Here is a 22,151-nt window from a genome sequence, read left to right on the forward strand (position 1 = left end):
CTACTCCTTGGGGGTGTTCTCTGCGGTGCTGACCGGTGCGGGCGCGTAGCCGGGCACGTACGGGTCGGCGCGGTGCGCGTCGGACGGGCGCGGGTCGGGCACGTACAGGTCGGTGTGGTGCTGGTCCGGCACAAGGGGGTCGGACAGGTGCGGGTCGAGCAGGTGCGGCTCGGGGTGCACCGGCTCGGGGTACGTCTGCCGGAGCGGCTCGGGTCCTCTGCGTGGTCCCGGTCCACGGATGGGGAGCGGCGCCGGGCCGTTGTCCCGTTGCGTACCGGGGACCGGCGCGACCGCCGTGGGGACTTCGAGGCTCGCACCGTAGGTGGTGCCGGGTTCCGTGTCCTCGGACGACCGCGCCTCGGCCAGATCGACTCCGCGCCGGAACGCGGCGACGAGACCGGGGTCGTGCACGGCGTGTTCGTCCTCGACGCGGGGAACGGGAGCCTCCCGCAGCTGCGGGACGAGATGCTCCTGGTTGCTGCGCCTGGGGAGCTGCGGCCGATCCTTTGCGCCGCCCGCTGCGGAGGCCGTTCCGGTGCCGGCGCCGAGTCGTCCCCGGGGCTCTTCGGGTGTCCGGCCGCCCGGGTGGAATCCGGCCGTGTCCGGACGGTCGACGCGCTCGGCACGGAGCGGCTGGGGCGGAGGTGACTGAAGCGGGGATGCGTGCGGCTGAGGCGGAGGGGTGTGCGGCTGAAGCGAGGATGCGTGCGGCTGAAGCGGAGGAGTGTGCGGCTGAAGTGGAGAGGTGTGCGGCTGGACGGTGGGCGGCTGGGGTGTCTGCGGATGCCCTGTCCGCGCCTGTCCGATGACGTCATCGGCGGGCGGCCGGTGAACGGCTCCGGGTGGCGGGACCGGTGCGGCATCGGGGCGCATCGCCCCGTCGGTATCGCCGTCGACGCCCAGCAGGGCGTGCGGCAGGATCAGTACGGCCTGCGTGCCACCGTAGATATTGCTCTGCAGACGTACGGCGATGCCGTGACGCCTGGCGAGTGCGGAGACGACGAAGAGACCGATCCTGCCGTCCTGCAGCAGATGGCCGACATTGACCTGGTCGGGATCGGCGAGCAGGGCGTTCATACGCTTCTGTTCGGGGCCCGGCATGCCGAGCCCCCGGTCCTCCACCTCCAGGGCGAGGCCCGCCGTGACGTACTGGGCGCGCAGCAGCACCTGGGTGTGCGGGGCGGAGAACACGGTGGCGTTCTCGACGAGTTCGGCCAGCAGGTGGATCACGTCGGCGACGGCGTGGCCGCGCAGTGTGCCGTCGATCGGCGGCACGAGCTTGACCCGTGGGTACTGCTCGACCTCGGCGATCGCCGAACGCAGCACCTCCGTCATGGTGACCGGGTTGCTCCACTGCCGCCGGGAGACGGCTCCGCCCAGCACGGCGAGGTTCTCGGCATGCCTGCGGATGCGGGTGGCCAGGTGGTCGACGTGAAAGAGGCCCTTGAGCAGGTCGGGGTCCTCGACCTCGTGTTCCAGCTCGTCCAGGATCTGGATCTCTCGGTGGACGAGGGACTGGAGACGCCGGGCGAGGTTGACGAAAACCTCGACCTTCTGTTCGTTTCCGTTGTTGTTGAAGAGCCGGGACGCCTGCACGACGGCCGCCACGGCCCCGTCCTGCGAGCGCCCCAGTTCCTGGGCGAGCAGGTCGAAGGCGTCCGACCCCGGGTCGTTGGGCTGCCGCGGGCGGCGGGCCGGCACGGGCTCGCCGTTGCGGAGCTGTTCCACGAGGCGTTGCAGGTCGGCCTGGCCCTGGGCGCTGGAGCGCCGCAGTGCCTGGCAGCGGTCGAGCACCCCGGAGGCCACCCGGCCAGCACCGAGAAACGCCGCTGCCACGGCCGCGACGGCCAGAGCTCCCGAGCCGCCGAGCGCGGCCCAGAGACTGGCGGACGGACGTTCGCCGGAGGCGCGGATGGTGAAGATGACGGCTGCGGCGCCACTCAGCACGGCGGCGATCGTCGGCAGGAGCGCGGTCCGGAGCAGTTGGGGGCGTATGCGGGCATCGGGTGCCGGCTGAACAGGGCGCGGCCTGGCCGTGGCCGAGTGGGAGCGGGCGCCCGGGCGTCCGTGCCGCCCGCTCTCTCGGCGTTCCGGTCGCGCGGCGGGTGCGCGAAGTTGAGACATCAGCGTCCTCGGTACGTGGGGCACCAGGAATCGGCGTTCAGTGGTGACACCTACGGCAGTCGGTCAGGCTCGGGTCAATGGCTGGGCAGGCTCGAGAGACATGAGCCCACCGTTGATCGCCGAGCACACACGGTAGTCGTCAACCGCGTATGCGCGACGTGCAGTTGTCGAACTTGCCCGCCCTGCGTCCCGCCCTGGTATGACCTCTCGCACGCGCGGACGAATACGCACGATTGACACCAGCCCGGACGGGGAAGCCGCCATGGCCGAATTCGAACTCTTGATCACACACGGGGCTTTCACATAACTTCCCTTGCGGCGAGGCACCCGACTGCACGCGCGTCCGCGACGCAGATCTCGCCGTCGCTGCCCGCATACCCCTCCCGATCGATACCAGGAGATCAACGGTGCCCAGACATATGCGACCGCTCGCGCACGCGTTCATCGCGATCAGCGCAGCCTTGTCCCTGTGTTTCGCCGTAGCACCGGCACACGCGTCGGACGGCTCGCGGCCCCTGGCCGGCACCCCGCTCGTGTCGTCGGTCGCGAACAGTGAAACTCGCGCGGAAGCGGCGGCGAATCCCGAAGCGGTCCAGGCCGCGGCCACCCTCTGCGGCACGGGATACGTCCTGGAGAACGCTTCCGCTCTGCCCACGTCCACGGACCGGAAGGGCACTCTTTTCACCTACGGAAAGGAGCCGTACTCCGGGGGCATCAACGACCAGCCGACGTGCGCCATTTTCGACAACAACACCAGTACGTCCAAGTGGATGAAGCTGAAGCTGTGCTCGAATTACACAGCCGTCGCCTGCACGACCGACGAAGGCAATTTCTCTCAGTACGCGGGCCCCGTCTTCCAGTCCAAGGGCGGCTGCGGCAACGTCACCGCGCTCATGAAGACAAGTTCCGCTTCCACCACGTACCTCATCAACGCCGTTCGCTCAGCCACCACCTGCAACTGAGGGCGTCGCCGTGCCGCGCTGCCGGACGCCCGTGCGCCGGTAGCGCGCCGGGAACGGCCCAGGTGGACGTCCGGGTGACCAGCGACGGCGGATTCGGTCGCACGTCGCGTATGAGCACGGACGTCGTAGGCGCCGGTCCTGGCGGGCCCTGGCCGGCCGGGCTTGCGGTCGAGGACCCCGCACATCGCCCTGCTCGCCGGTCCTCCGGGTGACGATCACGAAGGCCACGAAGCGCGAGCACCAGCCCCGTCCGGCGCGCCTGTGCCGGACGGGGCCGCGTCAGCCTGTCACCGGCCACCCGCGAGGTCGAGATCGCCACGCGGGGCGGCCTCGGTCGCCTCCACCGGCTCGGGGTGTCGCCACGGATGGGCGAGCGGGGTGGAGACGGCCCGCCACCAGGGGTCTACGGGCAGGGCCCCGCCGGGCTCGAACGATTCCCCCGGCCGGGGGAACGCGACCGCCTGACCGGCCTCCTCGGCAGCGTCCTTCGTCCACTCCGCCGGCTCCGCCCAGGCGTGCGGGGCAAGGTTGAACGTGCCCCAGTGGATCGGGATCAGCACCCCGTGCGGCGTGTGTCCCTGCAGGTCGAGGTGGGCCCGCACCCCCTGCGCGGGTGTCATGTGGATGTCCGGCCACAGGCCGGGAAGGGGCGTCGTGGCCGTGTGCTCCCTGGACCAGTGCTGCGAGTACGCACCGATCTGGATCATCGTCGCGTCGAACGGGCCGTGCTCGGCGCCGATGTCCGCGAAGCCCGGGAAGTAGCCCGTGTCACCGCTGTGGTAGATCCGGTGCTCGGGTCCCGCGACCGCCCAGGACGCCCAGAGCGTGTGCTGCTGGTTGCGCAGTCCACGGCCGCAGAAGTGACGCGCGGGCGTGGCCGTGAGGCTGATTCCCGCCACCTCGGTGGTCTCGTTCCAGTCCAGCTCGCGCGTCCGGTCGGCGGACACGCCCCACCGCTCCAGATGGGCGCCGACACCGAGCGGAACCGCGAAGACCGTGTCCGTGCCGGCCAGCGCGCGAATCGTCGGCAGGTCGAGGTGGTCGTAGTGGTCGTGGGAGATCACGACGACATCGACGGGTCTCAGCGCGGCCAGCGGCACCGGCACCGGATGCAGGCGCTTGGGCCCGGCGAAGGAGTAGGGGGAACAGCGCTCGCCCCAGACCGGATCGAAGAGCACCCGGCGGCCGTCGATCTCCGCGAGCACGCTCGAATGCCCCATCCAGGTGAGCCGGAGGCCGGTGACGGGCGGCTTCGCGAGATCGGCGGCGGTGGTGGCGTGCACGGGCACGGCACCGGCCGGCGACCTGCGGCCCCGCTGCTCCTTGTCGAAGAAGCCCTTCGCGAACTCCAGCCTGGTGCCGGACGTGGGTGTCCGGACGCCCGCCGGGTTCTGGAACACTCCGTCGGCGAAGTTGGGCGAGCGGAGAATGCGTTCCATACGGGCCCCGGCCGGATCCGCCCCGAATGCAGCGGAGCGCATCGAACGGAGTCTCGTACGGAGCGAGGGCTGATGATCGGCGCCGGTCACAACGTCTCCCGAGGGGTGGATGTCATCTCATTATGTGCGCGCCGCCCGTCGCGGCGAGATCGGGGCGGTGAACGGAGCAATACGAACCGCGCCACAGGCAGCCCGGCCGCACGGGAACTACGGACGCAGCTGACCGTATACGTGTTCGATGCGCAGGGTCAGGAGCACCCGCTGATCACGGACCATGGCCTGCCGGTAGTCGTCCCAGTCGGGGTGCTCCCCCTTGACGTCCCGGTAGAGCGCGATCAGCGCTTCCACGGTCGCGTCGTGGGGGTCGGCCGCGGCCGGGGTCAGCTCGGCCTTCGCGTCCGCGACCGCCCACGCCCAGCGGTCCTCGCTCGTGACGTGATAGCTCGCCCGCGGGTCCCTGCGCAGATTCCGGGTCTTGGCCCGCCCCTCGGTGATGGAGACGCGGATCAGCCGCTCCTCGGGGTCGTAGGCGTGGTTGACGTTCGACAGCTGCGGCCTGCCGTCCCGCTTGAGCGTCACCAGCACCCCGGAGTCGTGCTCACCGATGAGTCGCAGCAGCGCGTCGTGCCCGGATTCGAGTCCTGTCATACCGGATCCAACGTCCCTGCGCGCCACAGGATTCCGCGCACGGACGGCCGTATGTCACATCCGGCGGGCCACCGGCCGTCCCGGGGGTGAACCGCGGCGCACACACGCCGCCGGGCCGCCCGGTGGAAGGCACTGGAACACCATGATCTCCGTGGAGAACATGGGGGCGCGGACCGATTCCGCGCTGGGCCTGACCAGCCAGGGGTTCAAGGACCACCGCGAGGTCCCGGGGTCCGCCGGCCGCTGCGGGGAGCCGGGGGACGCCTGCCCCTTTGACAGGGGCGGCCCCGCCTCCCGATACTAACTGGCCATTCAGTATCCCGGTCCACGGGGTGCCCCGGGGCCCGACCGAGGAGCCCGCCCCATGCCGGCGACGAACCCACCGCATCCCCTGCCCGCCCCCCACATCTCGCTGACCTGGACGGACCACGTCACCGGCCGTCAGGGGCATCTGGTCGTCGACCGGCTGGTGCGCGGCGTCTCCAGTGGTGGGCTGCGGATGCGGGAGGGATGCACCCTCGACGAGGTGACCGGCCTGGCCCGCGGCATGACGATGAAGGAGGCCCTGCACTTCGACGCCGACGACGACCGGGCCCGGTACATCCCGCTCGGCGGCGCCAAGGGCGGTATCGACTGCGACCCGCGTGACCCGGACGCGTACGGCGTCCTGGTCCGGTATCTCCGCGCGGTGCGCCCGTACATCGAAAGCGTCTGGACGACCGGCGAGGATCTCGGACTCACTCAGGACCTGGTCGACCGCGCGGCGGCGGAGGCGGGACTCGTGTCGTCGATTCAGGCCGTCTACCCGCTGCTCGACGACGAGTCGGCGGCGCGACGGCGTCTGGCGGACGCCTTCGCAGTGACGGTGGACGGCATCGGACTCGACGAGCTGGTCGGTGGTTGCGGAGTGGCGGAGTCGGCGCTCGCGGCACTGGACCGGGCGGGAGTGGCCCACCGCGGGGCGCGGGTCTCCGTTCAGGGGCTCGGCACCATGGGCGGGGCGACCGCGCGCTTCCTGTCCCGGGCCGGGCTGAAGGTCGTCGCCGTCGCCGATATCAAGGGCACCCTCGCCAATCCGGCCGGCCTGGACGTCGAAGCGCTGCTGGCCGCGCGGGACGCGTACGGCACGGTGGACCGCTCCGTACTCCGGGAAGCGGACCGGGAGCTCCCGGCCGACGCCTGGCTGGCCGCGGACGCCGACATCCTGGTCCCGGCAGCCGTCTCGTACGCGATCGATGCCTCGAACCAGGCACAGATCACGGCCCCCTGGGTCGTCGAGGCGGCGAACATGCCCGTACTCCCGGATGCGGAGCTGCTGCTCGCGGAACGCGGCGTCACTGTACTGCCCGACGTGGTCGTCAACTCCGGTACGAACGCCTGGTGGTGGTGGACCCTGTTCGGCGACATCGGCGCCGATGCCGAGCAGGCGTTCGCGCACACCCGCCGCTCGATGCGTGCGCTGATCGAGCTGATGCTGGGCCGGGCCGAGGCCGACGGCTCCACCCCGCGGGCGGCGGCCCACGCCCTCGTCGCCGACCGGCTGCCGGTGATGGCGGAGCGGTTCGGCTGGTACCGGTGACCCGCGTGAACGCGTCCTCGGCCCCCGTTGGACAGCGGCCGTTCCGCTAGTCAAGATCACTCCCGGTCCGCCCCGCCCTGGACGCGGGCGGCCGGTTCGTTAGGCTGACCGCGTGGCGAGAGTGCGGTTGGGCGTGGCGGAGCGACGCGAGGAGCTGTTGCGCGCTGCCGTCGAACAGATCGAGGTACGTGGCGTGTCCGCCGTGCGGATCGCCGATGTGGCGTCCGTCCTCGGGGTGAGCAACGCGCTGGTGCTCTACCACTTCTCGACCAAGGAGAAGCTGGTCGCGGCCGCGTTCGCGTACGCCGCGGAGGCCGACCTCGCCCATCTGCGCAAGCTGCTGACGCGCCGCACCAGCGCCGTGCGGCGCTTGCGGGCGGCCGTCCGGTGGTACGCGCCGACGGGGCAGGCCAAGGGCTGGCGTCTGTGGATCGAGGGCTGGGCGGCATCGCTGCGCGATCCCGCGCTGCGCAATGTCGCCGGCGATCTCGACCAGCAGTGGAAGGCGGAGCTGGCTGAGGTCATCGAGGAGGGCGCCGCCGCCGGTGAGTTCCACTGCGACGACCCGATGTCCGTGGCCTGGCGGCTGACCGCCCTGCTCGACGGTCTGGCCGTCCAGATGACCTCGTACGCGGGTCCGCTCTCGCGGGCCACGATGCTTCAGTGGACCGACGAGGCACTCGCCCGCGAACTGGGCCTGGAGCACACCGCGCTGACCGCCTGAGCGGGCTTCCCCTGCGCCCGCTCTCCCGCTTGCTCCCCTCGCCTCGCCTCGTCGGATCAGGTCTGACGGACCGGGGCGTACGCCTGGCCGTCCAGCCCGAAGGTCCAGGCCACGCCCTCCTTCGCGGTCTTCGTCCTGGGCGGTACCCGGAGCCAGTACGTCCGGTGCGTGCCGTCGGGCTCCGGGGTGGAGTTGACCACCTCGACCATCACCACGTCCTCGTCGCCGTCCAGGGCGATCCGCCACAGGATCCCCGTCTCGTCGCGGTGCACCGGCTCGGCACCCGACTCCGTGAGGTAGCGGTCGTAGCCGTAGTACTCCAGCATCACGCGGCGGAGTTCCGCGTTCTCCTCGCCACGTATCCGTTCAGGAGTCAGGGTCGCCAGGCCCGCCAGGAACTCGGCCGGCACCGGCATGCCCCGCCAGGCGTGCAGCGCGAAACCGTCGGGGTAGGACAGCGCAGGGCCGTCCCCGTGGTCGAGGCGTCCCGCCTCGTCCCGGTGCAGGGACACCGGGCGCTCACTGATCACCACGGCGCGCTCGTACGGCCACCACCACCCGGCGTTCCTGGCGACCGCCGCCGGCCCGGCCAGCCGGTCCCCCCGGCCGTCGAAGGCGGCCAGCCAGGCCGCGTCGTGCTGTCCGAGGACCGCGTCGAGCAGCACGAGCCGCACATCGGACTCGTCCTGTGGGCTCTCGGAGAGGTCCGCGACCACTCCGGCCCGTATCCGTTCCGCCAGCGCCGCGGTGGTTTCCCAGAGCTGCGCCCCGGTGGCGGACCAGAGCGCCGACCAGCCCGCCGGGCCCAACTCGTCGTACATCCTGCGCCGCTCGTCCGCCCACGGCCGGGTGCGGACGTCGTCGCGCACCGAGCGGCCCGCGTCGATGAGCTTCTCCACCGCTTCGACGCCCGCCCTGGGCGAATCGGCCCAGACGATCGTCTCCGGTTCGTCGAGCCCCGCACCGCGGTAGGCGAGCCGTACGCCGTCCTCCGCCGCCGACCGGTCCGCCGCGCCCGTCGCCGCCGCCACGGCCCGCCAAGAGTTCACATACTGCATCGGTTGTCCCCGTCCCCTGTTCTCTGATCCCTGACTTCTGTTCGCCGGCCGCTGGTCTCAGGAGCACGCTCCTGAGCGCCGGTCAGTCCGCGACGATGCGGACCGCGCCCGGTGCGTACTCCCGCTGGCGCACGACGCGGAACCAGCCCTTCGGCAGCGGGATCACCGCGTGCTCCTCGTGCACCACACGTCCGCCCTCCGGCAGATGGAGCAGCATCGGGCCGAACGCCCCCGCCTCCCGCATCAGCCGGCCCGGACCCAGAACCGCGTGCGCGTGGCCCGTCACCTCGCCCAGCGCGAGCACCAGGCGCCCCCGCCCGTCACGCAGTTCTCCCGGCGCCTCCAACAGGTGCGCGGGCACCGCCGACTCCTCCAACTCCACGATCAGCACATCGCCCTGCCGGTACACAGACGTCTCCCCTCCGGCTCGGCACCCACTGTGCCGACCACGTGGAAAACGCTACGGCGAGGGTCTGACAATCGGCGGCGGCGCAGCCGCACCGCGTCCCCGGTCGCGGGGCTGTCAGTGGGCCTTGATAGACCTTGCGGACATCAGCCGCCCCTGCGACAGGAGCTCAGGACCATGCCCGATGTCGACCACCTGCAAGAGTTGATCGGCCTTCCCGCCGTCGATTTCGAGAGCGGGACCGCTGCGGTCCGCCCCGCCGCCGACGCCGCGGCCTGGCGCATCGGCGTCGAGCCGTACGAGGACGAGGACCGTACGTGGGAGGAGGAGTTCAACGCCTTCCTCGACGAGGTCGATCCGGCCGGGGTCCGTGCCCTGATCATCGGGCAGTGGGGCGAGTCGTACGACAAGGACTCCTCGTACCCGATCGGTCTCGTCGTCGCGGCCGCCGACCGGCTGACCTCGCTGGAGGCTGTCTTCGTCGGGGATCTGGTGCAGGAGGAGGCGGAGATCTCCTGGATCGAACACGGAGACGTCACTCCGCTGCTCACCGCCTTCCCCCGTCTTGTGGCCCTGGGTGTGCGTGGGGGCGCGGGCATGCGGTTCCCGCCGCTCAAGCACGAGAGCCTGCGCGGACTGACCATCGAGTCCGGCGGTCTGCCCGTGGAGGTGGTCCGCGGTGTGCTGGACAGCGAACTGCCCGCGCTGGAACGGCTGGAGCTCTGGCTGGGCGTTTCGGCGTACGGGGGCGATGCCGCGACGGCCGATCTCCAGCCGCTGCTGACCGGCACCCGTTTCCCGGCACTGCGCCACCTCGGCCTGCGCAACAGCGAGTTGCAGAACGAGATCGCGACGGCGATCGCCTCGGCCCCGGTCGTCGCCCAGCTCCAGACGCTCGACCTGTCCTCCGGCACGCTGGGTGACGAGGGCGCTGCCGCTCTCCTCGAAGGTCAGCCGCTCACACACCTCGGCGCGCTCGATCTGCATCACCACTTCCTCACCGAACCGATGGAGCGCCGCGTCCGCGAGGCCCTTGAACCGCACGGTGTGAAGGTCGACCTGTCGGAGCGCAATACGCCGTGGGGCGACCGAGGTGCCGAGGGCCGCTACACGACCGTGGCGGAGTGAGCTGACATGCGCAGCCGGGCGCCGCGCTTCGCGGTTGTCGGTATTCCGGGGAATCGCCGCGTCACCCTCTTCCAGGACGCCGTGCGCGCCGCCGGGCTGCCCGAGGCGCGTGTGGTGCCCTGGCGGGCGGTGCTGCGCGGCGAGGCGGTCTTCCTCCCGGGAGAGTCCGTCCGGATCGACTCGCCCGGCGAGGACGCCGAGGTGGAGCGGCTTCTGCGCGGGGTCGACGATCCCACGAGGGTGGAGGGTTCCGCACGGTGGTACGCGGCGTTCACCGCCGCCGTGCGGGACGTGGCCTGGGCGGCCTCCGCGGCGGGCGCGGTCCTGCTCGACGATCCCGGGGACATCGCGGTGCTGTTCGACAAGCGGCTGTGCCACGCCGTGCTGAGCGGCGCCGGAGTGCCCGTACCGGAGTCACCGACGTCAGGGCACGCAGCGCCCGCCGTGCGGGGGTGGGTAGATGTGCGTGCGCTGATGCGGGAGCGTGGCATGCGGCGGGCCTTCGTGAAGCTCGCCCACGGTTCGTCCGCCTCCGGGGTGCTGGCGGTGGAGACCGCCGGCGACGGCCGGGTTCGGGCGACCACCTCGGTCGAGCGGGACGCGGCAGGGCGCCTCTTCAACTCGCTGCGGGTGCGCCGCTGTACGACGGAGGCCGAGGTCGCGGCGGTCGTCGACGCCCTCGCGCCGGACGGCCTGCACATCGAGCGCTGGCTGCCGAAGGCGTCGCAGCACGGCCGCGCAGCAGACCTACGGGTCGTGGTGGTGGCGGGCCGGGCGACGCACGCGGTCGTACGGACCAGCCGCTCCCCCATGACCAATCTTCATCTCGGCGGCGAGCGCGGCGACCTCGACGCGGTCAGGGCCTCGGTCGAGGCCGCGGGCGGCAGCTGGGCCGCCGCCCTGGCCGTGTGCGAGCGCGCCGCCGCCTGCTTCCCCGACACCCTGTGCGTGGGCGTCGATCTGCTGCCCGCCACAGGCTGGCGGCGCTTCGCCGTGTGCGAGGTCAACGCCTTCGGTGATCTGCTGCCGCGTCTGACCGGCCTGCCGGGCAGCGGCGCCGAGAACCTGGACACCTATGCGGCGCAGGTCGCCGCCGTACCGAACCGATCAAGGAACCACCGTGCCGACGCTGCCCCCTGACCCCACCCCGCACCGGCCGGAAGCCGAACCCGACATGAGCCGGATCGTGGGCATCCACGATCTGCTGCTCGTGACCCTGGACACCCTGCGTCACGATGTAGCGGCGGAGCTGGCAGCGGCCGGACGCATCCCGAACCTGGCCCGCCATCTGCCCGGCGGCGCATGGGAGAAGCGGCATGCACCGGGGAGCTTCACCTACGCCTCCCACCAGGCGATGTTCGCCGGGTTCCTCCCGACTCCCGCCGCTCCGGGCCCTCATCCACGCCTGTTCGCGGCACGCTTCGCCGGCAGCGAGACCACGGCGGACGGCACCTTCGTCTTCGACACCCCCGATCTGGTCTCCGGGCTCGCCGGTGCCGGCTACCGCACGGTGTGCATCGGCGGCGTCGGCTTCTTCAACAAGCGGGGGCCGCTCGGCTCCGTACTCCCGGACCTGTTCCAGGAGAGCCACTGGGAGCCCGCCTTCGGTGTCGCCTCCCCCACCTCGTTCGAGGAGCAGGTGGCCCGCGCCGAGCAGGTGGTCGCGGAACTCCCCGAAGAGCAGAGGCTGTTCCTCTTCGTCAATGTGGCAGCCCTGCACCAGCCCAACTGGTTCCACCAGGACGGTGCCACGCCCGACGCGGGTGACTCGCGGGACACCCACGCCGCCGCGCTGGAGTACGTCGACCGTCACATCGGCCGGCTCTTCGCCGCGGCGAGCAGCCGCCGCAGGTGTTTCGCCATCGTCTGCTCGGACCACGGCACGGCCTATGGCGACGACGGCTACACCGGTCACCGCCTCGGTCACGAAGCCGTCTGGACCGTCCCCTACGCCCATTTCCTCCTCGAACCGGGGGCCGCCCGATGACCATCGCCACACCCGCCGTCAGGCCGTATCAGAGTTACGTCTACGCCTACCCGCACAAGACGGCGTACCGCCCCCTCGGCGGACACCCCGCCGGGCGGCCCCTGTTGAGCGAGCTGTGGGCGGCGGAGCGCAAGGACGCGCTCTCCCTGTACGTCCACATTCCGTTCTGCGAGGTCCGCTGCGGTTTCTGCAATCTGTTCACGCGGATCGGCGCGCCGGAGGAGTTGACGACGCGCTATCTCGACGCGCTGGACCGTCAGGCCACGGCGGTACGAGACGCCCTGGGGGACGAGGGTCCGGTGCGTTTCGCCGCTGCGGCGTTCGGTGGCGGTACACCCACGTTCCTGACCGCGGCCGAGCTGGAGCGGCTCTGCGACATCGCGGAGAAGCGGATGGGCGCGGACCTCCGGTCCGTCCCCCTGAGTGTCGAGACCTCGCCCTCCACGGCTACGGCGGACCGGCTGGCCGTCCTCGCCGACCGGGGAGCCACGCGTGTGAGCATCGGTGTGCAGAGTTTCGTGGACGACGAGGCCCGCGCCGCTGTCCGCCCGCAGCGCCGGGCCGATGTGGAGGCGGCCCTCGGCCGCATCCGTGATGCCCGCGTCCCGGTCCTCAATATCGATCTGATCTACGGCATAGACGGCCAGACGGAGGACACCTGGCGCGCTTCACTGGACGCGGCGCTGGCCTGGAGTCCCGAGGAGCTGTACCTCTATCCGCTGTACGTGCGCCCGCTGACGGGGCTGGGCCGTCTCGGCGCCGGAACACCGCCCGGTTCCCCGGCCGGGACCGGGACCGCGGCGGACGCCGCGTGGGACGAGCAGCGGCTGCGGCTCTACCGCACGGGGCGCGATCATCTCCTCGCCGAGGGCTACGAGCAGGTGTCGATGCGGATGTTCCGCCGTGCCGGCGCCCCGCACGAGGGCCCCGACGACTACGCCTGCCAGACCGACGGGATGATCGGTCTCGGCTGCGGCGCCCGTTCGTACACCTCCTCGCTGCACTACTCCTTCGACTACGCGGTGGAGATGCGGCAGATCCGGGGCATCATCGACGGCTTCACCACGACGGAGGACTTCTCCCGGGCCGAGGTGGGGCGGTACGTGGACGGCGACGAGGCGCGCAGGCGCCATCTGCTGCAGTCCCTTCTCCAGGCGGACGGCCTGGAGAGCGTGGAGTACCGCGCCCGGTTCGGCACCGACCCGTACGACGACTTCTCCTCGGAGCTGGAGCGCTTCGCGGCGCGTGGCTGGCTGGCCGGGCCGGCCGGCCGCGGTCCGCTCCGCCTCTCCCCGGAGGGACTGGCGCATTCGGACGCGCTGGGCCCGGAGCTGTTCTCCCCCGCTGTACGGGCCGCGATGGCCGCGTACGAAGTGAAGTGAGCCTGCCATGGACCTGACGATCCTCTACCGGGGCCCGCTGGCCTCGTGCGACTACGCCTGTCCGTACTGCCCGTTCGCCAAGCGGCGCGACACTCCCGGGCAACTGCGCGGCGACCGCGCCGCCCTGGAGCGCTTCACCGCGTGGGCGGCGGATCAGACGGGCGACCGGCTTTCGGTGCTCTTCACGCCGTGGGGCGAGGGGCTGGTCCGCTCCTGGTACCGCCGGGCGCTGGTCGAACTCTCGCGGCTGCCGCACATCGGCCGGGTCGCGATCCAGACCAATCTCAGCTGCCGCACCAGCTGGCTGGCGGACGCCGATCTCGCCAAGGTGGCGCTGTGGTGCACGTACCACCCGGGTCAGACTCCGTACGACCGGTTCCTCGGCACGTGCCGTGACCTGGCGGAGCTCGGTGTCCGTCACAGCGTCGGGATCGTCGGACTCGACGATCACCTCGATGAGGCACGGCGGCTGCGGGCGGCGCTGCCCGACGAGGTCTACCTCTGGGTCAATGCCGCCGAGGGGCACACGTACACGGACGAGGAGGCGGACCGCTGGACGGCCCTGGACCCCCTGTTCCCCTACAGCCGGCACCCCCACACCTCGGCCGGGCTGCCCTGCCGGACCGGTGAGTCGGTCATCTCGGTGGACGGCGACGGCACCGTGCGGCGATGCCATTTCGTCCGTGCGGAGCTCGGCAACCTCTACGACGGGAGCTACCGCCGGGCCCTGGGCCCGCGCGGCTGTCCCCTCGCCGTCTGCGACTGCCATATCGGCTATGTGCACCTGGAGACGCTGCCGCTGTACGACGTCTTCGCGGGCGGCGTGCTGGAGCGGATACCGTCCCCGGGCGCTCTCCCCCTCCCGGAGCGTGCCCTAGAGCGGCAGTAGGTCCGGGCGCTTGGCCTCGACGTGGTCGCCGGACGATTCACCGCGCAGCCGTCGCCCGATCCAGGGGACCAGGTACTCGCGGGCCCAGTGGATGTCGTCTCGCCGGTCGTCGAACGGGCGGCGCAGGGCCTGCGGCGGCCATGCCTGGTCGGGGTCGGCCGGCACGTCGAGGCCGAGGACCTGGGCGGCGCGGAGCGCGACCCTGATGTGTCCCTCGGGTGACAGATGCAGCCGGTCGTTGTCCCAGGCCCGGCGGTCCTGCACGGGCCGCAGCGACCACAGGTCGAGGACCGGGCAGTCGTAGCGGTCGGCGATGGAGCGCACATGGGCGGTGTAGGTGGCGATCTTGCCCCGGAGGTGCCGCAGCACCGGCATGTGACGGGGGTCGAAGCCGGTGGTGACCATGACGGTGCCGACCGCACCGGTCAGTTCGGCGACGGCGCGCTCGAAGCGCTCGGCCACGTCGTCGGGGTCGCTTCCCGGCCGGAGGATGTCGTTGCCGCCCGCGCAGAAGGTCACGAGGTCGGGTGCCAGCTCCTTGGCCCGCGGGACCTGTTCCTCGACGATCTGGTCGAGGAGCCGCCCGCGCACGGCGAGATTGGCGTACCGGAAACGGCCGTGCCGTGGCGCGATGACAGCTGTCTCCTCGTAGGTGACCGCGAGCTGATCCGCCAGCAGCACCGCGAAACGGTCCGCCCAGCCGACAAAGGTCCCGCCGGGGCCGGGGTCGCCGACGCCTTCGGTGAAGCTGTCGCCAATCGCCGCGTACGAACCTATGACGCTCTTGACGCCCATGACGCCCTGGACACCGCGCTGATTGAGTTTCGAATCGTCTGCCACAAGCCCTTATCCTGCACCTGCGAATGTGACCTACGCGACCGTAATACGGGGTTGACGGGTGGTGAGATAGACCACCCGGTCAGTTTTTGGTAAAGCCGGAATAAGTGGCGGCCCTCGCGGCACCGGTGAGAACGCGAGGAAGGGCGGTGCGCCGCCGCGCACCGCCCTTCCTCACTGCCGCTCGTCTCAGAGGGAGACGCCGTGCTGACGCAGGTACGAGATCGGGTCGACGTCCGAGCCGTAGCTCGGGCCGGTGCGGACCTCGAAGTGGAGGTGCGGACCGCTCGAGTTGCCGGTGGAACCGGAGAGACCGATCTGCTGGCCGCCGGTGACGGTCTCGCCGACCGACACGTTCAGCGAGGTCTGGTGGGCGTACTGGGAGTACATGCCGTCCTCGTGCTTGATGACGACCTCGTTGCCGTACGAACCGCTCCAGCCGGCCGACACCACGGTGCCGGGGCCGATGGCCCGGACGCTGGTGCCGGAGGCGGCCTGGAAGTCCGCACCCGTGTGGTAACCGCTGGACCACATGGAGCCGGAGGCGCGGTACGGCGTGGTGACGGTGGCGTCGGCCACGGGGGCCGCCCAGCCGGAGTCGGTGCTCTCCGAGGCAGCGGTGGAGGTGCTGGCGTTCGTCGAGGTGACCGACTCGGCGGAGGAGGAGGCCGAGTTGGCGGAGGTGTCCGCCTTCGGGGCCGCGGCCTTGGACGGGGCGGCCTTGGGGGCCGCGGCCTTCGGCGCGGCCGCCTTGGGGGCTGCGGCCTTCGAAGGAGCGGCCCCGGCGGAGCCGGACGCCTTGGCGCCGAGCGTGAGTTCGGTGCCGGGGAAGATCAGGCTCGGGTCGTCGCCGACGACCTCACGGTTGTCCTTGTACAGCTTCTCCCAGCCACCCTTGATCTTCTGCTCGGCGGCGATCTTCGACAGATAGTCGCCGGAGACCACGGAGTAGGTCTTCGGGGCGGCCTTGGACACTGCGGCGGGCGCGGTGTGCGCCGCGGCGACCGAGGCGGCCGTGGACTTGGCGGACGGCGCGGCCTGCTCCGCGGCGTGCGCTCCGGTGGCACCGATCAGCGGAAGGGCGAGGACGGCGCCACCGGTCCCGGCGGCGAAGATGCCACGGACGATCGGGCTGGACTTCGTACGACGGTGCTTACCCTTTGCGGGCATGGGGAATTCCTCTCCGGCGCCTACGAGGTGAGCTGTCGGGTTCGGGCTGGAGATGCCCGGTCGCGCTGGCGCGACTTCACCCCGAGCCGTTCCGGATTCCTCCGGAACGGCGGCTTACCTGGGTCCCCCGCTCCTGCCACGCGTGAGTGGGTGCGGATTCCGGGCGGCGGCAGGATTAGGCGGTCCGTCCGGATTGACGGTGACCGTAAGCGAGTAAGGACGGCCGGAACAAGCCGCGTCCGAAGCACCGGAATGCGCGATTCAATTCCGGCGCGGATTTGCGGTCACACTCCGTGGATTACGGATCTTGTCATTCCGTGCGGTACGCGGAATTCCCGCAGGGCGGGCCGCCACACACCGTCACGGATATGATCCCGCTCACCAGCCGACCGCCATCTCCCCCATAAGTAGGGCATGTTCCGCTAAATGCATCAATACGGACACGCGTTGGTCACCGTGTACGACGGAGCCTCAGCACCCTCGCGTCCAGACACCGCGTCCGCGAAAACCCACCGCGCGCCCCTGACCCCGACGAGCAGCCAGGTCCGACCCTTGCCGCCTGACTCGATCACGCCGCCCCACAGATCCACACAGTTCCGCACATCATCGACCGTGGGCGCCGCACGAGGAACGGTGCCGCACGGAACGGCAGCCTCCGGGGCAAGATGATTGCCTGGGGAATCAATGTCGTATCGTCACGACCGTGCCCTCGTCGGCGAGCAGCGCCGACACCAGACACTCCAGGAGCCACTGTGACGCAGCAGCTGCCGCAGGTCCCGCCGACGCACACCGAGCTGACCGGTGTACGCAACTTCCGTGACGTCGGGGGCCTGCCGACCACGGACGGCCGCCGGGTGCGGTTCGGCCGGCTCTACCGCAGCGGTCACCTGGCGCAGGCCACGGAGCAGGACACGGCGTTCCTCGACGGACTGGGCCTGCACACGATCTTCGACTTCCGCAACGCCGCCGACCACAAGCTCGACGGCCACGACGTGGAGCTGACAGGCGTACGCAACGTCAACATTCCGCTCTCCGACCCGGCCGACGGCGCCGAGTTCTGGCGGCTGGTCCGCGACGGCAACATCGAGCAGCTGCGCTCGATCCTCGCGGACGGCAAGGGGGCGGACCGCATGATCGCCTCGTACCGCTCGATCATCAAGGACCGCACAGGCGAGCACAGCCAGGTGCTGCACGCGCTGGCCGAGGACAGTGTCCCCGCCCTGATGCACTGCGCCGCGGGCAAGGACCGTGCGGGGCTGTCCATAGCGGTGTCACTGCTCGCCGTCGGCGTGGAGCGCGAGGCCATCGAGGCGGACTACCTGATGTCCAACGACGCCCACCGCCGGTACAAGGTGAAGCGCAGCGACACCTCCGCGGTCGGTATGTCCGACGAGGTCATGGAGCTCCTGAACCCGCTCTTCGGTGCGCGCGCCGAATACCTGGCGGCGGCCTTCAGCACCATCGAGGAGACCTGGGGCGGCACTGAGCGCTACCTCACCGAGGGGCTGAAGCTGTCCCCCGAGACCCGTGAGCGGCTGCGGGAGCGCCTCACCGAGGAGGCGTGACCAGCTCCTCGGCGTCAGCCCTTGCCGGCCACCTCGAACAGCAGATAGAGGAAGGCCGCGAAGACGTGCCCGGCGACCAGGTAGGCGACGAGCCTGATCACCACACCGCGCGGGAACTTGCGTTCCTGCGCCTCGTAGCCCTTCCGGGACCTCGGGCTGAGCGGATCGTAGTGCTCTGAATCGGACATGACAGTCCTTCCTTCGGTGTCGGGTGTCAGCGGCGGTGGAGGCCGCTGCCCAGACAGAGTTCGGCCGCCGGACTCTGCAGCAGCGTGTGGACGAAGAGCAGCTCCGCGCCGTCGCGGTCGGCGGCGGCGATCCGGTGCGGGGTGAGCGAGTCGAAGTGCGCGCTGTCTCCGGGTTCGAGGTCGTGCACGCTCTCGCCGAGACCGACCCTCAGCCGGCCCTCCAGCACGTACAGCCATTCCTCGCCGGGGTGGACGCGCACGAGATCGCCCTGGGCGCCGTACGGGACGCGGACGCGGAGCGCCTGCATGGCCCGGCCGGAGCCGCCGGCCCGGCGGTACATCCAGCCGTCGGCCTCGGCGCCCGTGAACGCTCCGCCGCGGACGATCGCGTCACGTTGGGCCGGAGCCTCCCCGAGGAGCTCGGAAACCGTCGTACCGTAGACACGGGCCAGCCCCAGCAGCATGGGCAGCGACGGCTGCCTGCGGCCGGTCTCCAGCCGGGACAGGTGGGCGGGTGAGAGCCCCGCCCGCTGGGCGGCGGTCTCCAGGGTGAGGCCACGGCTGCGGCGCAGGTCGCGCAAGCGCGGAGCGACCCCGGGCAGTTCGTCGGCCGCCCCTCCGTCAGGAGGATTCATGTCTCCATTGGGCCAGGATCCTGCCTCAGAGGCAAACTTTTTGCCTCTGAGGCAAACCTCCGCTCAGCGGTTGCCGACTGCCTGTTTCACCAGGGTCCTGCCGAAGTCCCACATCAGCCCGCCCCCGCTGTGCGCGTCGTCCATCACCGCCGTGAAGGCGCTCACGAACCGGTCCACCTCCGGCTCACCGATGACCAGCGGTGGGATCAGCTTGATCACTTCCAGGTGGTCCCCGGACACCTGCGTGAGGATCCGGTGCTTCTGCAGCAGTGGCACCACGACCATCTGCGCGAAGAGCCCCTTGCGGGCCGCCTGGAGCATGGTCCAGCGGCTGCGGAGCTTGAGGGAGGACGGCCGGCCGAACTCGATCCCGATCATCAGTCCGCGTCCGCGCACCTCGTGCAGCAGCTCGTAGCGGTCGACGAGCGCGGCCAGCCGCTCGCGCAGCAGATCACCGGTGCGGCGGGCGTTCGCCACCGTCTCCTCGTCCTCCATCACCGCGAGTACGGCGAGACCGGCCGCCATGGCCTGCGCGTTGGAACCGAAGCTCGCCGAGTGGACGAGGACCCGGTCCATGGACGAGTAGACGCGCTTGAAGATCCAGTCCTTGCCGAGCGTCGCCCCGACCGGCACATAGCCGCCGGAGAGCGCCTTGGCGACACAGACCAGGTCGGGCTCGACGCCCTCCTCGTGCTGGTACGCGTAGAAGTCACCCGTCCTGCCGAGGCCCGTCTGCACCTCGTCGACGATGAGCAGCGCCTTGTGCTGGTGCAGCAGCTCCTGCGCGGCACGCAGGAAGCCGGGCGGTGAGGCGTGCACCCCCTTGCCCTGGATGGGTTCCACGACGAGTCCCGCGACATCTCCGCGCTTCAGCTCGCGCCGCAGTGCGCCGAGATCGCCGAGCTCGATCGCGGTGTCCGGGAGCAGCGGGGCGAAGCCGTCCCGGAAGCCCGCCTCCCCGTTGACCGAGAGGGAGCCGGTGGTCAGCCCGTGGAAGGCGTGCGTGCAGTACAGGATCCTGGGCTTCCCGGTGGCGTACCGGGCGAACTTCAGGGCCGTCTCCACGGCCTCCGTACCGCTGTTGCCGAAGAACACCCGGTCCAGATGCGGGCTGTGGGCGAGCAGCCTCTCGGCCAGCAGTCCCGGGAGCGGCTGGCAGTCGAACCGGGTGAGGTCGGCCAGTGAGGCGTCGAGGACGTCGTGCAGCGCCTTGCGTACGACGGGGTGGTGCCGGCCGAGACCCATCACCCCGAACCCGGCGAGCATGTCGAGGTAGTCGTTACCTTCCGCGTCCCAGAAGTACGCGCCCTCGGCCCGTTCGTAGACCTTGTCGAAGCCGATCGTGCGCAGCATGCGGGGCAACTGGTGGTTGAGATGTCTGGTGTGCAACTCGTAGCGTTCGCCGCCCCGTTCGGCGAGGAGCCGCCTCAGATCGAAGCTCTCGGTCCCGTCGTCCTTCATGCCCCGCTCTCCTTCGGTGCCGGATGCTCCGCCTTCGCCCGCCGGGCGGCGAGGACGGCGCTGATCTGTCCGGCGATCTCCACCGGGGTGAGTCCGACGTCGGCGAGCACCTCGCCTCGTTTGCCGTGCGCGAGGAACTGCTCGGGGATGCCGAAGGTGCGCAGCGGTACGTCGATCCCGGCATCGCGCATCGCCTGACCGACGGCCCAGCCGACGCCGCCGCTGCGGCTGTTGTCCTCCACGACGGCGACCAGCCGGTGGTCCGCGGCGAGCGGGGCGAGCTGCTCGTCGACCGGCTTCACCCAGCGCGGGTCCACGACCGTGCAGCGGACGCCGGCCCCGGCGAGCAGGTCGGCGGCCTGGAGGCAGACCCCTGCGAGCACACCGACCGCCACCAGGAGGACGTCGGGATCGTCGGCGCGGTGCAGGAGGTCCATGCCGCCGATCCTCCCGATGGCCGGAACCGGGTCCCCCACCGACTCCTTGGGGAACCTCAGTACGGTCGGGGCGTCGTCCACGTCGACGGCTTCGCGCAGTTGCGCGCGGAGCTGGTCGGCATCGCGCGGTGCGGCGATCCGCAGGCCGGGGACGACCTGGAGCACCGACATGTCCCACATGCCGTTGTGCGAGGGGCCGTCGGCCCCGGTGACTCCGGCCCGGTCGAGGACGAAGGTCACCCCGCACCGGTGCAGGGCGACATCCATCAGCAGCTGGTCGAACGCCCGGTTGAGGAAGGTCGCGTAGACGGCGACGACGGGGTGAAGCCCGCCGGTGGCCAGGCCCGCAGCCGAGACGGCCGCGTGCTGCTCGGCGATGCCCACGTCCCAGATCCGGCCGGGGAACGCCTCGGCGAACCTGGTGAGTCCGACGGGGTGCAGCATGGCCGCGGTGACGGCGACGATGTCGGGCCGTTCGGCCCCGATCGCGACGATCTCGTCACCGAAGACAGAGGTCCAGGAAGGGCCGGCGGGCATCACGAGGGGTTCGCAGGTGAACGGGTCCATCACCCCGACGGTGTGGAAGCGGTCGGCGTCGTCACCGAGGGCGGGCGGGTAGCCCCGGCCCTTCTCGGTGATGCAGTGCACGAGCACCGGCCCGTGGAAACGTTTCGCGCGCCTCAGCGCGGACTCGACGGCGGCGGTGTCGTGTCCGTCGACCGGGCCGACGTACTTGAGGCCCAGGTCCTCGGACATGCCCTGCGGGGCGAAGGCGTCCTTGAACCCCTTCTTGGCGCCGTGCAGCGATCCGTAGAGCGGCTGCCCGATGACGGGGGTCTGCTGGAGCACGTCCTTGCCCCACGAAAGGAAACGCTCGTAGCCGTCGGTCGTACGGAGAGTGGCGAGGTGGTCGGCCACGCCACCGATGGTCGGGGCGTACGAGCGCTCGTTGTCGTTCACCACGATGATCAGCGGGCGGTCCTCGGCGGTCGCGATGTTGTTCAGCGCCTCCCAGGCCATCCCGCCGGTGAGGGCACCGTCCCCGATGACCGCGACGACATGGTGCGGGCGCCCGAGGACCTCGTTGGCCTTGGCCAGGCCGTCGGCCCAGCCGAGGACGGTCGAGGCGTGGGAGTTCTCGATGACGTCGTGTTCGGACTCCTCGCGGGACGGGTAGCCGGACAGGCCGCCCTTCCCGCGCAGTTTCGAGAAGTCCTGGCGTCCGGTGAGAAGCTTGTGCACGTAACTCTGGTGCCCGGTGTCCCACAGGATGCGGTCCACGGGCGAGTCGAAGACCCGGTGCAGGGCGATGGAGAGTTCCACCACCCCGAGGTTGGGTCCGAGGTGACCACCTGTCCTGGACACCGCGTGCACCAGGAACGTCCTGATGTCGGCGGCGAGTTCGTCGAGTTCCGGTCCGCTCAGCGCCTTGAGGTCCTGTGGCCCCTTGATGGATTCCAGAAGCGTCACGCTCGGCCCCCTCTGTGGTCCGGTTTCAGCTCACGGTCACGGCCGGGCCGGCAGCACGGGGA

Annotated in this window: 20 protein-coding genes and 1 riboswitch; of the genes, 9 read left to right on the top strand and 11 right to left on the bottom strand. The window is 70.9% G+C overall.

What is annotated here, in order from left to right; genetic code table 11:
* Complete coding sequence (locus ACFWSK_RS05770) at window positions 1-2,124, bottom strand: ATP-binding protein (RefSeq protein ID WP_383782366.1); 2,124 nt, start codon at window positions 2,122-2,124, stop codon at window positions 1-3.
* A 407-nt stretch (window positions 2,125-2,531) separates the two neighbouring features.
* On the opposite strand from ACFWSK_RS05770, the gene ACFWSK_RS05775 reads away from it, so the two are divergent.
* On the top strand, window positions 2,532-3,086 hold the full coding sequence (locus ACFWSK_RS05775) for a hypothetical protein (RefSeq protein ID WP_383782368.1): 555 nt from the start codon (window positions 2,532-2,534) through the stop codon (window positions 3,084-3,086).
* 287 nt (window positions 3,087-3,373) lie between these two features.
* Here the strand turns inward: ACFWSK_RS05775 and ACFWSK_RS05780 are convergent, their stop codons facing one another.
* A complete protein-coding gene (locus ACFWSK_RS05780) occupies window positions 3,374-4,615 on the bottom strand; it encodes an MBL fold metallo-hydrolase (protein WP_383782370.1) in 1,242 nt (413 codons plus the stop codon).
* 117 nt (window positions 4,616-4,732) lie between these two features.
* Window positions 4,733-5,173, bottom strand: a complete 441-nt coding sequence (locus tag ACFWSK_RS05785; RefSeq protein WP_383782372.1) for a PPOX class F420-dependent oxidoreductase — start codon at window positions 5,171-5,173, stop codon at window positions 4,733-4,735.
* A gap of 364 nt (window positions 5,174-5,537) precedes the next feature.
* On the opposite strand from ACFWSK_RS05785, the gene ACFWSK_RS05790 reads away from it, so the two are divergent.
* Entirely contained in the window at window positions 5,538-6,752 is a 1,215-nt protein-coding gene (locus ACFWSK_RS05790; RefSeq protein ID WP_383782375.1) for a Glu/Leu/Phe/Val dehydrogenase dimerization domain-containing protein, read from the top strand.
* Window positions 6,753-6,864: 112 nt separating this feature from the next.
* The gene (locus tag ACFWSK_RS05795) at window positions 6,865-7,476 is read left to right on the top strand and encodes a TetR/AcrR family transcriptional regulator (RefSeq protein ID WP_383782377.1); all 612 of its coding nucleotides are present in this window, start codon (window positions 6,865-6,867) and stop codon (window positions 7,474-7,476) included.
* Window positions 7,477-7,532: 56 nt separating this feature from the next.
* On the opposite strand, the gene ACFWSK_RS05800 is transcribed toward ACFWSK_RS05795, so the two are convergent.
* Window positions 7,533-8,534 (bottom strand): DUF6745 domain-containing protein, encoded by a 1,002-nt coding sequence (locus ACFWSK_RS05800; RefSeq protein WP_383782379.1) that lies wholly within the window; start codon window positions 8,532-8,534, stop codon window positions 7,533-7,535.
* 82 nt (window positions 8,535-8,616) lie between these two features.
* Complete coding sequence (locus ACFWSK_RS05805) at window positions 8,617-8,943, bottom strand: hypothetical protein (RefSeq protein ID WP_383782381.1); 327 nt, start codon at window positions 8,941-8,943, stop codon at window positions 8,617-8,619.
* A 174-nt stretch (window positions 8,944-9,117) separates the two neighbouring features.
* Here ACFWSK_RS05805 and ACFWSK_RS05810 point away from each other — a divergent pair, with 174 nt between their 5' ends.
* From ACFWSK_RS05810 to ACFWSK_RS05830, 5 genes are read left to right on the top strand one after another with little or no spacing between them, the layout of a single operon-like run.
* Window positions 9,118-10,068 (top strand): STM4015 family protein, encoded by a 951-nt coding sequence (locus ACFWSK_RS05810; protein WP_383782383.1) that lies wholly within the window; start codon window positions 9,118-9,120, stop codon window positions 10,066-10,068.
* Between the two features lie 6 nt (window positions 10,069-10,074).
* Complete coding sequence (locus ACFWSK_RS05815) at window positions 10,075-11,208, top strand: STM4014 family protein (RefSeq protein ID WP_383782385.1); 1,134 nt, start codon at window positions 10,075-10,077, stop codon at window positions 11,206-11,208.
* A 34-nt stretch (window positions 11,209-11,242) separates the two neighbouring features.
* Entirely contained in the window at window positions 11,243-12,055 is an 813-nt protein-coding gene (locus ACFWSK_RS05820) for an STM4013/SEN3800 family hydrolase (protein ID WP_383782609.1), read from the top strand.
* Entirely contained in the window at window positions 12,052-13,437 is a 1,386-nt protein-coding gene (locus ACFWSK_RS05825; protein WP_383782387.1) for an STM4012 family radical SAM protein, read from the top strand. The genes ACFWSK_RS05820 and ACFWSK_RS05825 overlap by 4 nt, the downstream gene beginning before the upstream one ends.
* Window positions 13,438-13,444: 7 nt before the next feature.
* Window positions 13,445-14,326 (top strand): STM4011 family radical SAM protein, encoded by an 882-nt coding sequence (locus ACFWSK_RS05830; protein ID WP_383782389.1) that lies wholly within the window; start codon window positions 13,445-13,447, stop codon window positions 14,324-14,326.
* Here the strand turns inward: ACFWSK_RS05830 and ACFWSK_RS05835 are convergent.
* Together ACFWSK_RS05835 and ACFWSK_RS05840 are read right to left on the bottom strand one after the other, a co-directional pair.
* Window positions 14,312-15,166, bottom strand: a complete 855-nt coding sequence (locus ACFWSK_RS05835) for an SGNH/GDSL hydrolase family protein (RefSeq protein WP_383782391.1) — start codon at window positions 15,164-15,166, stop codon at window positions 14,312-14,314. The genes ACFWSK_RS05830 and ACFWSK_RS05835 overlap by 15 nt on opposite strands.
* Before the next feature lie 186 nt (window positions 15,167-15,352).
* Window positions 15,353-16,333, bottom strand: coding sequence for a peptidoglycan DD-metalloendopeptidase family protein (locus tag ACFWSK_RS05840; protein WP_383782393.1), 981 nt, complete (start codon window positions 16,331-16,333; stop codon window positions 15,353-15,355).
* Window positions 16,334-16,337: 4 nt separating this feature from the next.
* Window positions 16,338-16,496, bottom strand: a riboswitch (cyclic di-AMP (ydaO/yuaA leader).
* Window positions 16,497-17,085: 589 nt separating this feature from the next.
* On the opposite strand from ACFWSK_RS05840, the gene ACFWSK_RS05845 reads away from it, so the two are divergent.
* Window positions 17,086-17,898 (top strand): tyrosine-protein phosphatase, encoded by an 813-nt coding sequence (locus ACFWSK_RS05845; protein ID WP_383782395.1) that lies wholly within the window; start codon window positions 17,086-17,088, stop codon window positions 17,896-17,898.
* 14 nt (window positions 17,899-17,912) lie between these two features.
* On the opposite strand, the gene ACFWSK_RS05850 is transcribed toward ACFWSK_RS05845, so the two are convergent.
* The 4 genes from ACFWSK_RS05850 to dxs form a co-directional block, all read right to left on the bottom strand.
* Window positions 17,913-18,086, bottom strand: a complete 174-nt coding sequence (locus ACFWSK_RS05850) for a DUF6126 family protein (RefSeq protein WP_383782397.1) — start codon at window positions 18,084-18,086, stop codon at window positions 17,913-17,915.
* A gap of 26 nt (window positions 18,087-18,112) precedes the next feature.
* Window positions 18,113-18,721 carry a helix-turn-helix domain-containing protein gene (locus ACFWSK_RS05855; protein ID WP_383782399.1) on the bottom strand — a complete coding sequence of 203 codons (609 nt, stop codon included), beginning with the start codon at window positions 18,719-18,721 and terminating at the stop codon, window positions 18,113-18,115.
* A 63-nt stretch (window positions 18,722-18,784) separates the two neighbouring features.
* Complete coding sequence (locus ACFWSK_RS05860; RefSeq protein ID WP_383782402.1) at window positions 18,785-20,182, bottom strand: aspartate aminotransferase family protein; 1,398 nt, start codon at window positions 20,180-20,182, stop codon at window positions 18,785-18,787.
* Complete coding sequence (gene dxs / locus ACFWSK_RS05865; protein ID WP_383782404.1) at window positions 20,179-22,089, bottom strand: 1-deoxy-D-xylulose-5-phosphate synthase; 1,911 nt, start codon at window positions 22,087-22,089, stop codon at window positions 20,179-20,181. Before dxs ends, ACFWSK_RS05860 begins: the two co-directional genes overlap by 4 nt.
* Between the last annotated feature and the right edge of the window lie 62 nt (window positions 22,090-22,151).

The sequence above is a fragment of the Streptomyces sp. NPDC058620 genome (genome assembly GCF_042717135.1).
In the GTDB taxonomy this organism is placed as follows: Bacteria; Actinomycetota; Actinomycetes; order Streptomycetales; family Streptomycetaceae; genus Streptomyces.

Excerpts from the sequence above, each read along its gene's own strand:
- ACFWSK_RS05770 (WP_383782366.1), bottom strand. The coding sequence starts at position 2,124 with ATGTCTCAACTTCGCGCACCCGCCGCGCGACCGGAACGCCGAGAGAGC.
- ACFWSK_RS05785 (WP_383782372.1), bottom strand. The coding sequence starts at position 5,173 with ATGACAGGACTCGAATCCGGGCACGACGCGCTGCTGCGACTCATCGGT.
- ACFWSK_RS05790 (WP_383782375.1), top strand. The coding sequence starts at position 5,538 with ATGCCGGCGACGAACCCACCGCATCCCCTGCCCGCCCCCCACATCTCG.
- ACFWSK_RS05800 (WP_383782379.1), bottom strand. The coding sequence starts at position 8,534 with ATGCAGTATGTGAACTCTTGGCGGGCCGTGGCGGCGGCGACGGGCGCG.
- ACFWSK_RS05810 (WP_383782383.1), top strand. The coding sequence starts at position 9,118 with ATGCCCGATGTCGACCACCTGCAAGAGTTGATCGGCCTTCCCGCCGTC.
- ACFWSK_RS05815 (WP_383782385.1), top strand. The coding sequence starts at position 10,075 with ATGCGCAGCCGGGCGCCGCGCTTCGCGGTTGTCGGTATTCCGGGGAAT.
- ACFWSK_RS05820 (WP_383782609.1), top strand. The coding sequence starts at position 11,243 with ATGAGCCGGATCGTGGGCATCCACGATCTGCTGCTCGTGACCCTGGAC.
- ACFWSK_RS05825 (WP_383782387.1), top strand. The coding sequence starts at position 12,052 with ATGACCATCGCCACACCCGCCGTCAGGCCGTATCAGAGTTACGTCTAC.
- ACFWSK_RS05830 (WP_383782389.1), top strand. The coding sequence starts at position 13,445 with ATGGACCTGACGATCCTCTACCGGGGCCCGCTGGCCTCGTGCGACTAC.
- ACFWSK_RS05840 (WP_383782393.1), bottom strand. The coding sequence starts at position 16,333 with ATGCCCGCAAAGGGTAAGCACCGTCGTACGAAGTCCAGCCCGATCGTC.
- ACFWSK_RS05850 (WP_383782397.1), bottom strand. The coding sequence starts at position 18,086 with ATGTCCGATTCAGAGCACTACGATCCGCTCAGCCCGAGGTCCCGGAAG.
- ACFWSK_RS05855 (WP_383782399.1), bottom strand. The coding sequence starts at position 18,721 with ATGAATCCTCCTGACGGAGGGGCGGCCGACGAACTGCCCGGGGTCGCT.
- ACFWSK_RS05860 (WP_383782402.1), bottom strand. The coding sequence starts at position 20,182 with ATGAAGGACGACGGGACCGAGAGCTTCGATCTGAGGCGGCTCCTCGCC.